The organism is Rhodococcus sp. KBW08 (assembly GCF_003852455.1).
GTDB lineage: Bacteria > Actinomycetota > Actinomycetes > Mycobacteriales > Mycobacteriaceae > Rhodococcus_F > Rhodococcus_F baikonurensis.
The window spans coordinates 677,207-690,677 of record NZ_QAJJ01000002.1 but is presented as its reverse complement, the minus strand read 5'-3'; the positions used below and the strand labels follow the sequence as shown (position 1 = coordinate 690,677).

Genomic DNA, 13,471 nt, shown 5'->3' with positions numbered 1-13,471 from the left:
CCGCCGTTGGCCGCTGTGCGCCTTTATTAACCGCGGGGGGTTAATAAAGGCGCACAGCAGGTGGGGACTACTGCGGCATCAGCACCGAATCGATGAGGTAGACGGTGGCGTTTGCAGTCTTGACTCCACCGCAGACGACAGTTGCGTCGTTGACCTTGATGTTGTCACCGGATCCGGTGACGGTGACCGTTCCGCCCTCGGCGGTGGGGTGCGTTCCGTCGATCGCGTCAGGGGCGATCTGGCCGGGAACCACGTGGTAGGTGAGGATCTTGGTCAGCGTGGCGCTGTCCGTCTTGAGGCTGTCGATCGTGGCGGGGTCGATCTTGGCGAATGCCGAGTCGATCGGTGCGAAGACGGTGAACTCGCCGCCGTTGAGGGTGTCGACCAGGTTGACGTCCGGGTTGAGCTGGCCGGAGACTGCCGCGGTCAAGGTGGTGAGCAACGGATTGTTGGATGCCGCTGTGGCAACCGGATCCTGGGCCATTCCGCTGACCGATCCGGCGCCGCTCGGCACTGCGGCTGCATAGTCGGCACAACCGGCACCGACCAGATCAGAAGCGGGCTCTGCCATCGCGCTGCTGGGAGACATGCTCGATCCCATTGCAGAAGACGTCATGGCGGCGCTCGAGGTGTCGGTCGACGAATCGTTGTCGTCGGAGGAGCAACCGACGACGCCGAAGACGGCGAACGAAGCTGCTGCGGTGACTGCCAGAACTCGAGTAGAGGTGTTCATGGGTCTGCCTTCCTGAAGGGATGTGCTGAGGTGCACTGTCAGAAGGCATTCGGAGTCGGTCGTCGACAGGATGGGTCGGAGTCGGAAATTCTTTTCAGGAGCTGACGTAGACAAGCAAAGGCCCCCGAAAACTCTCGGGGGCCTTGTGCACTCGACCTGCGCGTATCAGGAAGCTATGCGGGTGGTGCGACGGTGGCGCGCATGTAGTTCACGTTCGGTTTCCGACATTCCTCCCCAGATGCCGTACGGCTCGGCGACGGTCAGCGCGTGGCTGCGGCACTGCATCAGTACCGGGCACTGACGGCACATCTCTTTTGCGCGGGTTTCGCGCTGGGCACGTGCTCTACCGCGTTCGCCATCGGGATGGAAGAACATGGAGGAGTCGACTCCGCGGCACAGACCGTGCATCTGCCAGTCCCAGATGTCTGCGTTGGGGCCTGGAAGGTGATTCGGTGCAGGCATGTTGACTCCTTACTGCAAGCTCGCGTTGATCAACGAGCGGACCAAGTTGCCCGGAGGTTATCCGGGCCTTCTGAATCGTTCACGCTTGCTAACCGTAAGGGTGCTGAGTAAATCGCGTCAATAGGCTCGTTCAGTGGCGATCGGCATATATCGAAATACGAGAGTTAACGAAGTATATATTTACATTTCGGGCCCCTCATGCGTTGTGCTGTGCCGATGTTGATATCGGGTCGATCGAGGTGGTGGGCGGCGAGCCTGGCTGCTCGAGATGCGAAACCCACAGATCAGGGATATGTTTGCTGCTGATCGCCCGGCGAAATCACTCAGTCATTCGGCTCGGTTTGCGTCATTTGTCCGATATTGCGCAGGCAGGGTAGTACTCCATTTCGGGACTTAGTGCCCGAGTTTCAACTAGGACATCTGTCCAATAAGTAATGCGCAGTTAACGTCACGGATATATGCCCGTTAAATATCATTACGAGTACATTCGGCAAATCTCAGTTGAATATCTGATTAACTCCGACAAACTTGCCATTTCGTGTTTCGGTGCGATTTTCGGCATCGGTCGAGCGCTTGTCTGGCGGTGCTGCTGCCATGATCTACCTGTGTCGACACCTGCGCCTCCTGGACCATCTGCGCCCACCGGATCATCTGGGCCCACTCAAGCAACTGCACGTCCAAGCGCTCTCGAGTCCGCCGCGTTCGGCGCGGATCCGGACCTCGACCGCCTCCCGGTGCCGAGCACCACCCGGGAGTGGTGGACAACAGCAGTGGTTCTGGGTGGGCAGGGGCATTACGCCCGAGCGCGGGCGGCATTGGATGTCCTGGATCGGCGCACTTCGGGGTTCTCGGTGCATTCGGATCGCGTCCTTGCCTCTCTGTCTGCCAGTACGAGGGCGTCGTTTCTTCGCCAGAGCGGACGCCATGCACTGGCGTCGACGTGGGACGGGCGCGCGCTGGCGATCGTCGGCGGCCTGCAAGACGATCCAGAGGCCGCCTGTGACGCTCTGACCGGTCTGGCTGCGGATGCGCTCGGCTGTGGCCGGCTCCCGCTCGGCTGGCGCCTGCTGGCGCAGTGTCGGGCGCGTCTGGGTGACGAGGCCGGGCTGTGGCGGCAGGAAATTCGGATCGAATGGGTCTCGGCGGAACTCGCACTGGCGGGAGGTGACTTCGCGCGCGCAGGCAGACACGCAGAACGCGCCGTCGAATTGTCGGGGGAATCGGAGTCTGTCCGGCACCGCGTGAAGTCGGATCTACTGCTCAGTGCCACTTTGACCGGAACAGACCCAAGCGCGGCCGTGGAGTTGGCGACGGATGTGCTTGCGCGGTGTCAGCGATACGGTCTGCTGCCCCTGGCCTGGGCGTCGTCGTTGTTGATCGAGGGCGTGAGTGGTGGGAGGACCTCGCCGAGCGCTCATGAGATCGGCGATCTGATCGCGATGCGCGGTGGATTACTCCTACCTTTGTCGTAATTGCTCCGCCGAAGTCGCCTGCGAACGATTCCCGCAGGGCTGTTTCGTTATCGCGACTGCTGGGCGGGCATGCGGAGACCAGCCGGTCCGGATGGTTACTCTTAGAGGGTTCCGCTGAGAGCGGGAGCACACCCGCTCGGGAGGTGCCACTGTAACGCCAGGATTTTCGCTGACGATGACAAATACGAGCGATGAGTTGGACACCGCGGTCGCCGCTGCTGCGCAGGGCGACCGTACAGCTCTAGCTTTGGTTCTGGAGAACATCCGACCGATGGTGGTGCGCTACTGCCGCGGTCGAGTGGGTGCGGCCGAGCGGGGACACCTGTCCGCTGACGACGTCGCACAGGAAGTGTGTCTGGCCGTGATGACCGCGCTGCCGCGTTATCAGGACCAGGGACGCCCGTTCATGGCCTTTGTGTACGGAATTGCGGCACACAAGGTTGCGGACGCACATCGAAGCTCCGCCCGTAACAAGTCGGAGCCCGTTTCCGAAGTACCGGATGTAATAGCACTGGATGATGGTCCCGAACAACGAGCACTTGATTCGGAGTCCAGCAGACAGATGCACGAACTGCTCGGCACACTTCCGGAGAAGCATCGAGAAATCTTGATACTTCGCCTGGTGGTCGGGATGTCGGCCGAGGAAACGGCCGTCGCCGTCGGTAGTACCGCCGGAGCTGTACGAGTCGCTCAGCACAGGGCGATCGCGAAACTGAAAAAAGAAGTGACGAAAGCAGGTGAGAGCTTTGGCTAGAGACGAGGGGCGTGACGCTTCGAATCTCGGTGATCTCGCCGACGACGGTACGCCAGTGGACTTGGCTGCGGTTCGGCGTGACGATGCGCTGATCGAATCCATTTCGAGTGGTGGACCGGTAGCAACCGATAGCACCGAACAGTACGAACTTGCGTTGATTCTCTCGCAATGGCGTGACGATGTCGTTGCGACTCCGATGCCCGAGGGTCCGTTGTTGGACGATGTCATCGCTGCAATCACAGCGACGCCGTCCGGCTTCTCCGATCGTCAGCGTTCACGTTCCCGTTCCCGACTGCGCGTGGTCCGCCCGATCGCCGCCGCAGCAGCTGTCGCAGCAGTGGTCTTCGGTGGAGCCACGGCGATGGCGTACGACGCCCAGCCCGGCGATGCCCTCTGGGGCGTCAAGCAGGTCGTCTTCGCCGACGAGGCCAACTCGACGGTTGCGAAGATCGACACGACATCCGAGCTGGAGAAGGCCGAGCGTCTGTTGGCTGCCGGGGACATTCCCGCGGCAAAGATGGTGCTGGACAACGCAGCTCACCGTGCCGATGCGGTCAAGGACTCGCAGGACAAGACCGACCTCGTCGAGCGTTGGGGCAAGTTGATGACGCAGGTCCAGGAGACCACGTCACCCTTGGCGCCGCCGCTGACGACCGATCAGCAGTCCTCGCTTGCCACCTCGCCCACGGCGATTCCGGGGACTTCTGTCAACCCGGCCAACCCTCAGCAGCCTGGCGGCGCAACCACGACGACAACGCCCGACCCTGGAATCATGCAAGCGCCTGGGCCAAGTGCGGCGTCGTCCACACCGTCATCGTCGCCCACGGCAACTACCACGACAACGACGACCACAACCACGACGACGACGTCACTGGCCCCGGCCTCGTCGCCGTCGGGTGATTCTTCTTCACCCCCGCCCTGATCGCATCGTTCCGATCCGAGTCAAACGAAAGTGGCCGACAAGCAATTGCTTGTCGGCCACTTTCGTATGAACTTGGTGGGGTTTCGCTCAGCTGTCGAAACCGTCGCCGTGCATCGCCTCGTTCATCGAGGCGTCGGCGTATCCGCGGCAGTAGTCCCACGTGACATATGCCTCAGGCATCGGGTCGTAGGCGGGCTCGTGGGGGCGGACGGTTCCGTCCACGAGAAGCTGCAGCAGGTTTGCGCGCAGCATGTCCCAGTCGTGGTAATGATCTTGTTGGCAGTCCTCGCAGCACACTACGAGACCGCGGATGCCGCGGTGAGCGAGGAGTGCCTCGTAAACGGCGAGGTCAGCGAGATCCTCCTCGACCGCTTGGCGTTCATGGGAGTCGAGTGGTTGACCCGGCTCGATGGCATCGAGAGCCGCGGAGGGGTCAGCTGGGTCGCCGGCGAAGGGATCTGGCGGCAGACCGGGGGGCAGTTGATCACGCACAGCACCACGGTACGCAGGTCAGGGGGGTCAGCGCCACTTGTTACGCGTACCCGCAGCGTGGGTGGGATGGTTCGGACCTTTGAGTGAGCCGATACCATGGTGTGCAACGCCGGGAAAAGGTGCCAGGAATTTCTTTCCGTGTAGGCGCCTTCTATCCGATATCCAGCTTTTCGTAATCCGTTTCGAGGCGGCTGCTACAGCGGTCGCCCTGGGCGAATCTAGGTCCATGGAGGGTCCTGACCGCATGAGTAGTTCTGCAGGACATGTACACACCGGAGGAGACGACCCCAACAAGGTCGCGATGCTGGGACTGACATACGACGACGTGCTGCTGTTGCCTGCCGCGTCCGACGTCATCCCGAGCCAGGTCGACACGTCCAGTCAACTGACCCGCGACATCCGTCTGCGGATTCCGTTGGTCAGCTCTGCGATGGACACTGTCACCGAGTCGCGCATGGCCATTGCGATGGCGCGCGCCGGCGGTATGGGAGTTCTGCACCGCAACTCGTCCGTCGAGGTTCAGGCAGGACAGGTCGAGACCGTCAAGCGCTCCGAGGCCGGCATGGTGACCGACCCCGTCACGTGTAAGCCGACCGACACGATGGGTGAGGTCGACGCGAAGTGTGCTCGCTTCCGCATCTCGGGTCTCCCGGTCACCGACGACGCCGGCCAGCTGGTCGGCATCGTCACGAACCGTGACATGCGTTTCGAGGTCGACCAGAATCGTCCGGTCGTCGAGATCATGACCAAGATGCCGTTGATCACCGCTCAGGAAGGCGTCACCGCGGACGTAGCACTGGGCCTTCTCCGTCGGCACAAGATCGAGAAGCTGCCTATCGTCGACGGCAACGGCAAGCTCACCGGCCTGATCACGGTCAAGGACTTCGTCAAGACCGAGCAGCATCCGGACGCCACCAAGGACCGTGACGGTCGGCTGCTCGTCGGTGCTGCGGTGGGTGCCGGTGACGACGCCTTCCAGCGTGCGATGGCGCTCACCGATGCCGGTGTCGACGTACTGGTGGTGGACAGTGCACACGGGCATTCGTCCAACGTTCTCGACATGATCGCCAAGCTCAAGCGTGAACTGGGCGAGCGGGTTCAGATCATCGGTGGCAATGTCGCTACGCGCGCTGGTGCCCTGGCACTGGTCGAGGCCGGCGTCGATGCCGTGAAGGTCGGAGTCGGCCCTGGTTCCATCTGCACCACTCGCGTCATCGCCGGTGTCGGCGCCCCTCAGGTCACGGCCATCCTGGAAGCGGTTGCCGCGTGCAAGCCGCTCGGTGTGCCCGTCATCGCCGACGGTGGACTCCAGTTCTCCGGTGACATCGCGAAGGCCCTCGCCGCGGGTGCGTCGACGGCCATGCTGGGTTCGCTCCTGGCCGGTACCGCTGAATCGCCCGGCGAACTGATTCTGGTCGGCGGCAAGCAGTTCAAGAGCTACCGCGGCATGGGTTCGCTCGGCGCGATGCAGTCGCGTGGCGAGGCCAAGTCGTACTCCAAGGACCGGTACTTCCAGGACGACGTACTTTCCGAGGACAAGTTGGTTCCGGAAGGCATCGAAGGACGCGTTCCGTTCCGTGGCCCGCTCTCCCAGGTGACGCATCAGCTCACCGGTGGTCTGCGCGCTGCCATGGGTTACACGGGGTCGGCGACGATCGAGCACCTGCAGAACGCTCAGTTCGTCCAGATCACGGCGGCCGGCTTGAAGGAAAGCCATCCGCACGACATCACGATGACTGTCGAAGCACCCAACTACACCGCTCGTTAGCAACCAGTACACGAGAAAGGGGCGCGCGTGCGCGACCTCGTTGAGATCGGCATGGGTCGAACGGCCCGACGTACCTACGAGTTGGACGATGTGAACATCGTTCCCTCCCGGCGAACCCGTTCGTCGAAGGAGGTGTCGACTGCTTGGCAGCTCGACGCTTACAGGTTCGACATTCCCGTCCTCGCACATCCCACCGACGCGTTGGTCTCGCCGACCTTCGCGATCGAGCTGGGTAAGCGCGGCGGACTCGGTGTCATCAACGGTGAAGGCCTGTGGGGCCGTCACCCCGATGTCGAGGAGAAGCTCCGGCGTCTCGTCGAGATCGCCGAGAAGGACGGTGGCGTCGACGCGGCCATCCGTTACCTGCAGGAGTTGCACGCGGCGCCGCTGCAGTCCGGTCTTCTGGCCGCTGCGGTCGCGCAGGTCCGTGATTCCGGGGTCACCACTGCCGTTCGCGTCAGCCCGCAGAATGCGCGCGCGCTGACACCCGAGCTGATCAAGGCCGGAATCGACCTGCTGGTCGTCCACGGCACGATCATCTCGGCGGAGCACGTCGTGCACACCGAGCAGGAACCGCTCAACCTCAAGACGTTCATCTCCGAACTGGACGTTCCGGTTGTCGCGGGTGGGGTCAGTGACCACCGCACTGCGCTGCACCTGATGCGTACCGGCGCTGCCGGTGTCATCGTCGGATACGGCTCCACCGAGGGTGCAACCACCACCGGTGAGGTCCTGGGTATCGGGGTTCCGATGGCCACGGCCATCGCCGATGCTGCAGCAGCCAGGCGCGACTACCTCGACGAGACGGGTGGACGCTACGTCCACGTCATCGCCGACGGTGACATCGCAACGTCGGGTGATCTGGCGAAGGCAATCGCCTGCGGTGCCGACGCTGCTGTTCTGGGCACGCCGCTGGCGGTGTCCGCCGAGGCGCCGGGTGGCGGCTGGTACTGGCCGTCCGCTGCGGCTCATCCTTCGGTTCCGCGTGGAGCGCTTCTTCCGGTTTCCTACGGTGAGCGTCCGAGCCTGGATCAGGTTCTGAGCGGTCCTTCGGATGATCCGTACGGTTCGCTGAACTTCGTCGGTGGTCTCCGTCGGTCGATGGCCAAGGCCGGATACTCCGATCTCAAGGAGTTCCAGAAGGTCGGATTGACCGTCCGCGCGTAGTTTGTACCGTTCTGTGGCCCCGGTTCTTCGTGAACCGGGGCCACAGTTCGTTGTGCAGGACTTTCTCCCGTTCCTGATACTTGTGGTTACGCTTATGAGGCCCCTTGTGGTGGTAGTCACAAGGGATAGGTGCATACTGGCGGGTAACTACGGTTCACGGTGGAGGTGTCCTGATGGGCAAGCAACGGGCAACGGACTACGACGTACTGATCGTCGGATCCGGGTTCGGCGGAAGCGTGAGCGCGCTTCGTCTCGTGGAGAAGGGCTACAAGGTCGGCGTCATCGAAGCCGGCCGACGGTATGCCGACGAAGATTTCGCGAAGACCAGTTGGGATCTCAAGAAGTTCCTCTGGGCTCCGAAACTGGGTTGTTTCGGCATTCAGCGCGTACACCTGCTGCGCGACTGCCTCATTCTCGCGGGCGCGGGTGTCGGCGGTGGGTCGTTGAACTACGCCAACACGCTTTACCAGCCGCCGGAGCCGTTCTTCCAGGATAAGCAGTGGGCTCACATCACCGACTGGCGCAGTGAACTCACGCCGTATTACGAGCAGGCTCAGAAGATGCTCGGCGTCGTTCAGAATCCGCACATGACGCCCGCTGACGAGATCATGAAGTCGGTCGCCGACGACATGGGCGTCGGCGACACGTTCATCCAGACGCCCGTCGGCGTCTACTTCGGTGAGCCGGGCAAGAAGGCGAAGGACCCGTACTTCGGCGGCGTCGGACCCGAGCGCACCGGTTGCATCGAGTGCGGCGAGTGCATGACGGGCTGCCGTCACGGAGCGAAGAACACTCTGCTCAAAAACTATCTGGGCCTTGCCGAGACAGCCGGCGCCGAGATCATTCCGATGACCACCGTGTCCGGACTACGCGAGGCTCGCGACGGTTCGTGGGACGTGTTCACCGAGCGAACCGGCGCATTCGGACGAAAGAACCGCCGCACCTACACGGCTGCGAACGTCATTCTCGCGGCCGGAACGTGGGGCACTCAGCATCTGCTCTTCGACATGAAGGACACCGGAGCGCTGCCCAAGCTCTCCGACAAGCTCGGCGAGCTGACTCGAACGAACTCCGAATCCATCGTCGGCGCAGGCAAGTACAAGGTCGATCCTGCTCTCGACCTGACCCGCGGAGTGGCGATCACGTCGTCGTTCCACCCGAGCAGCGACACCCACATCGAGCCGGTCCGCTACGGCAAGGGATCGAACGCGATGGGCCTGTTGCAGACCTTGATGACCGATGGCGGCGGCAAGACACCCCGGTGGATCAAGTTCCTCGGTGTGGTCGCGAAGAACCCGTACCAGATGTTGCGCATGTTGACGGTCAAGGACTGGAGTGAGCGCACGATCATCGCGCTCGTCATGCAGAACCTCGACAACTCCATCACCACGTACACGAAGAAGGGCCTGTTCGGTCGACGCAAGGTCACCAGCAAGCAGGGCCACGGTCAGCCGAACCCGACGTGGATTCCGGAGGGTAACGAGGCGACGCGTCGAGTTGCCGAGAAGATCGACGGCGTCGCGGGCGGCACGTGGGGCGAGATCTTCAACGTTCCGCTGACGGCGCACTTCCTCGGCGGTTGCGCTATCGCGTCGGATTCCGATCACGGCGTCATCGATCCGTACCACCGCGTGTACGGCTACCCGACGCTCAGCGTCGTCGACGGCGCAGCGGTCTCGGCCAATCTCGGCGTGAATCCGTCGCTGACCATTGCCGCTCAGGCAGAGCGCTCGGCCTCGCTGTGGCCCAACAAGGGGGAGACCGACCTGCGTCCCGCCCAGGGCAGCGGCTACGAGCGTTTGGCTCCGATTGCACCCAAGTCGCCCGTCGTGCCGGCGTCGGCTCCGGCCGCGCTGGTTCTGCCGATCGTGAAGATCACCGGCGGCAAGACGGCGACTGCTGTTCCGGTGGAGCCTGCAGCCGGATAGTTCACCGAGAACCGAAAAGGGGCGTGTCGTCGAGGATTCGACGGCACGCCCCTTTTGCAGTTTCAGATCGTCGGCCTCACCTTGTCAGCCACCCAGCGATCCGAAGAGGGTGCCGAGGTCGAGGCTGCCGGTTCCGCCGCCGGGTCCGCCGTCGGTATCACCGGGGACAGTCAGGGTCTGCGGCGCGGATGCCGAGGACGTGTAGCCCGCAGCGCCCACGAATTCTGCAGTGACACTGTAGGTCCCGGAGTTGTAGAACGTCGCCGGTACCGTTGCGACACCGTTGACCACATCGACCGGTCCACCGATGAGGGTGTCACCGACCTTGAACTGGACCTTGCCCGAGGCTCCGGCCGGATCGACCGTTGCTTTGAGCGTCACCGGGGTGTTCTTCTGAACAGTTCCGACGGCGTCGAGGACCGTGGTCGTCTCGACGTCGGCCGGAGCCGGAGTCGTCACACTGACCGGGAATGCCGGGGCAGCGGACGGCGCGAATCCTGGTGAGCCCGTGAACTTCGCGACAACCTTGTGCGTTCCGGTCGAGGTGAAGGTGTACGGAGCGATGGCAACTCCGTCGGTTCCGACCGTGGCTCTGACCGTTTCGGTGCCGTCGACGATGAAGTCGACCGTGCCGCCGGTACCCTGCGGATCGACCTTGGCAGTCAGATTGACGTCCTGTCCGACCTTTGCGGTCGACGGTGACACCGTGGCCGTCGTGGTCACGGCGTCCGGCGGTGCATCGGTCGTGACGGTCACGATCTTGGCCGACGCCGACGTCGACGCCAGGAACCCGGGGGCGCCGCTGTAGCTCGCGGTGATGGAGTGCGGTCCGTCCTCGGTGAAGGTCGGGGAGATGCTGGCCGATCCAGCCGTTACCGGCGCCGCGTCTCCGAGGGGGTTGTCGCCGTCGAAGAACTGGACGGTTCCACCAGTCGCGCCGCCGCTCACGTTGGCCGACAGAGTGACGGGGGTTCCGTTCTTGGCATTGGCCGGCCCGACCACCGTGGTGGTGGTTGCCTTGTCCGCCTCGATGATCCGCGTCGTGGCGAGGGGGCCTGCGCCGCTGTTGAGCGGACCGTTCTCGGCGTCACGCGGGGTGCATCGCGTGGGTGCCCAGGCGGTGATGACCAAGGTGGCCTTGGGGAGGAACGTGAGGAAGTTGCGATCGTTGTTCCACGCTCCTGCGCTGCCGCCGGTGCGTACCTTCATCGCGACGTCCCCTGAATCACCGGCCTTGAGAATTGCCTTGACCTGGGGGAGTTGGAACTGCGTGTAGCCGTCGGCGTTATTGGAGCCGTCGACGTTCTTACCGGTCGCCTTGACGACGATGCCGCCCTCGGAGTTGATGCTCGAGCTCGGGCTGTTTCCGATGACCTGGTTGTTTCCGGAGAGGCGCAGAATCGTTCCGTTGGGATCGACGTTGCCGTTCTCGTTGACGCGCAGGATGTTCGGCGCGACACCGCTGAGCCCAGCCGAAGTACCGGGGACGATGGTGGCTTCCACCAGGGTGGCGTTCGCGGGAACATCGACGTCGACCTTGATACGGGAGACGTTCTGGACGGTGGCCCCCGAAGCGGATCCAGGGAAGGCGATGGGGCCGGGTTGGATGGTGACCTCGAAGGTCTCACCGGCTCCGACGCTCTCCGGTGCGTCGACGATGACCGAACCGGACTGGGACTGCGTGGTCGGACCGGCGACAGCGGACGGGGTTGCGAGGCAACTCGTTCCGAAAGTTGTCGTCACCGGTGCTGCTGATGCGGGGATTCCCGCGAGTATGACGCCACTGGCGAGTGCCGTGGCGGCGATCGGCGCCGCGATGCGGCGTCTGGAATACACGAACATGGATTCTCCTGAGCTTGGTACGGGAGTGGTGTCCAAAGCTGATGCGGGGGACTAGCTTCCGAAGAGCGGGATCAGGCCGCTCAGTGAACCGGTGTCCAGGCTTCCGGTGCCGCCGCCGTCGGTCGGTGCGGTGCCGACCTGCATGACCGTCGGGCCGGAGACGGAGTTCTTCCAACCGGCGTCGCCGACGAAGTTGGCAGTGAGGCCGAACGTTCCCTCGTCGTCGAAGGTGTGCGTGAGTGTCGCGACGCCGTTGACGACGGCAACGGGTGCACCGATGGGCGTCGTGCCGGACTTGAACTGGATCATTCCGTTTGCTGTTCCGGGTGCAACGGTGGCCTTGAGCTGCAATGCCTTTCCGACCTGAGCGGCGCCGCTGACAGTCAGGACCGTCGTGGTGTCCGCGCGGGCGGGCTCGGGATCGGTCACGTTCACCGTGAACGACGTGGACGTGGAGCCGACGAATCCGGTTCCGCCGGAGAACTCGGCAACCACGGTTGCGGCGCCGGCTGACGCGAAGGTGTGCGGGAGGATCGCGACGCCGTCGCCTGTGCCGACCGGTGCGCTACCGACCTCGGCGCCGTCGACCTTGAACGTCACGGTTCCGCTGCTCGGGATGGGGGAGACGGTGGCCGAGAGGTTGGTCGGTTCACCGACGACTGCTGTGAGCGGTTCGACAACTGTGGTCGTGGTTCCCCAGTCGGGATCGCTGACGTCGAGTTGAGTTGCGGTGGACACTGAATCGCCGTAGCCGGCCTCGCCGGTGAACACTGCGGTGAAGCTGTGCGTGCCGGAAGCGTCGTAGCTGCGGGTCAGGGAAGCCGTTCCGTCGACCACGACCACCGGTGCGCCGAGGTTGGTGTCGCCGTCCTTGAACTGCACCGTGCCCACGGCGGTCGCCGGTGTGACGACGGCGCTCACGGTGATGCTGTCACCGACCAATGCGGCGTTCGGAGCCGAGATCGTGGTGGTGGTGTCCGCGGAGACGTCGACGGTCTGGACTCCGGTGGTCGAGCTGTGGAATCCCGGACCGGCGTTGTACGCGGCGGTGATGTCGTGGGCGCCGACGCTGTCGAAGGTGTGGGAAAGGGTGGCGCTACCGGCGGCAACCGGGACGGGTGAGCCGATGTCGTTTCCGCCGTCCTTGAACTGGACGGTGCCCGTCGCGTCGGACGGCGCAACTGTCGCGGTCAGGTCGACCGGAGTGCCGACCTTCGCCGTTGCCGGTGCAACCAGCGTGGTCCCGGTGGCGACAGACGGGTCGACGACCTGGACATTGACGTTGATCGGGTTGAGGCCCTGCTGCGTGCTGAAGGCGTTGACGTCGAAGAGCATGCCGCTGTCGTACGTACCGAAGGCCGTTGCGACGGGGACCGTGTAGGTCGCTTCCAGTGTCACGGATTGGTTCTTCTTGACGACGAATCCACCGACCAGGAAGGTGCATCCGCTCGAGCACTTCGCGGAGACTCCGCCATCCGATTCGTTGCTGATGGTGGCCCGGGTGGTCACACCCAGGTAGGTGGCCTTGGCACTGCCCGGCACGAGGACGAATCCAGCGGGCGGGATGTCACGGATCTTTGCGATCGACCGTTCGATGCCGCTTTCGTTGTGCTTGATCTCGGTCTTGTACGTGACGGTGTCGCCCGGGTGAACTGCCGCGTTCCCGATGACACTCTTCGTGAAGATCAGGTTGTCGGTCGTGCCGGTGAAGCTGGTGGGCGGGGCTTCGTCAGCAGCGGCCGGCGTGCCGAGGACTAGAAGTCCGGCGGCAGCCGTCACAGCCGCGACAGGTATGGCGAGTCGTCGTATGAATCGACGCACAGGTCCTCCTCGAGGTGAGCGCCGTTCGGCGGCGCCGGCCGTTTGCGATCGTGATCCTGATCACTTGACGGGCGAGATTACCTTTACTGGACGTTTGGTTCAGGCGAATC

Annotated in this window: 11 protein-coding genes; 6 read left to right on the top strand and 5 right to left on the bottom strand. The window is 63.6% G+C overall.

The features are described from left to right. Positions 1-67 precede the first annotated feature (67 nt). Both DBV08_RS03595 and DBV08_RS03590 read right to left on the bottom strand, forming a co-directional pair. Positions 68-733 (bottom strand): fasciclin domain-containing protein, encoded by a 666-nt coding sequence (locus DBV08_RS03595; protein ID WP_007728616.1) that lies wholly within the window; start codon positions 731-733, stop codon positions 68-70. Between the two features lie 165 nt (positions 734-898). Next, positions 899-1,195, bottom strand: coding sequence for a WhiB family transcriptional regulator (locus DBV08_RS03590; protein ID WP_003940939.1), 297 nt, complete (start codon positions 1,193-1,195; stop codon positions 899-901). A 734-nt stretch (positions 1,196-1,929) separates the two neighbouring features. On the opposite strand from DBV08_RS03590, the gene DBV08_RS03585 reads away from it, so the two are divergent. The 3 genes from DBV08_RS03585 to DBV08_RS03575 all read left to right on the top strand — a co-directional run bounded on the left by DBV08_RS03585 (position 1,930) and on the right by DBV08_RS03575 (position 4,343). Next, entirely contained in the window at positions 1,930-2,667 is a 738-nt protein-coding gene (locus tag DBV08_RS03585; protein ID WP_397486718.1) for a hypothetical protein, read from the top strand. A 175-nt stretch (positions 2,668-2,842) separates the two neighbouring features. Continuing rightward, positions 2,843-3,421, top strand: a complete 579-nt coding sequence (locus DBV08_RS03580) for a sigma-70 family RNA polymerase sigma factor (protein WP_003940953.1) — start codon at positions 2,843-2,845, stop codon at positions 3,419-3,421. Beyond that, positions 3,405-4,343 (top strand): anti-sigma-D factor RsdA, encoded by a 939-nt coding sequence (locus DBV08_RS03575; protein ID WP_350490558.1) that lies wholly within the window; start codon positions 3,405-3,407, stop codon positions 4,341-4,343. Before DBV08_RS03580 ends, DBV08_RS03575 begins: the two co-directional genes overlap by 17 nt. An 87-nt stretch (positions 4,344-4,430) precedes the next feature. On the opposite strand, the gene DBV08_RS03570 is transcribed toward DBV08_RS03575, so the two are convergent. Next, positions 4,431-4,835, bottom strand: a complete 405-nt coding sequence (locus DBV08_RS03570; RefSeq protein ID WP_095968927.1) for a DUF5319 domain-containing protein — start codon at positions 4,833-4,835, stop codon at positions 4,431-4,433. A 244-nt stretch (positions 4,836-5,079) separates the two neighbouring features. Between DBV08_RS03570 and guaB the strand changes: the two genes are divergently transcribed. From guaB to DBV08_RS03555, 3 genes are all read left to right on the top strand, one after another. Then, on the top strand, positions 5,080-6,603 hold the full coding sequence (gene guaB, locus DBV08_RS03565; protein WP_020723641.1) for an IMP dehydrogenase: 1,524 nt from the start codon (positions 5,080-5,082) through the stop codon (positions 6,601-6,603). Positions 6,604-6,630: 27 nt separating this feature from the next. Further along, positions 6,631-7,770: a GuaB3 family IMP dehydrogenase-related protein gene (locus DBV08_RS03560; RefSeq protein ID WP_124566532.1), complete on the top strand. Its 1,140-nt coding sequence runs from the start codon at positions 6,631-6,633 to the stop codon at positions 7,768-7,770. Positions 7,771-7,943: 173 nt separating this feature from the next. Beyond that, a complete protein-coding gene (locus tag DBV08_RS03555; protein ID WP_124566531.1) occupies positions 7,944-9,698 on the top strand; it encodes a GMC oxidoreductase in 1,755 nt (584 codons plus the stop codon). An 84-nt stretch (positions 9,699-9,782) separates the two neighbouring features. On the opposite strand, the gene DBV08_RS03550 is transcribed toward DBV08_RS03555, so the two are convergent. Together DBV08_RS03550 and DBV08_RS03545 are read right to left on the bottom strand one after the other, a co-directional pair. Further along, positions 9,783-11,540 (bottom strand): Ig-like domain-containing protein, encoded by a 1,758-nt coding sequence (locus tag DBV08_RS03550; protein WP_124566530.1) that lies wholly within the window; start codon positions 11,538-11,540, stop codon positions 9,783-9,785. Positions 11,541-11,591: 51 nt separating this feature from the next. Further along, entirely contained in the window at positions 11,592-13,361 is a 1,770-nt protein-coding gene (locus DBV08_RS03545; RefSeq protein ID WP_124566529.1) for an Ig-like domain-containing protein, read from the bottom strand. Positions 13,362-13,471: the final 110 nt, after the last annotated feature.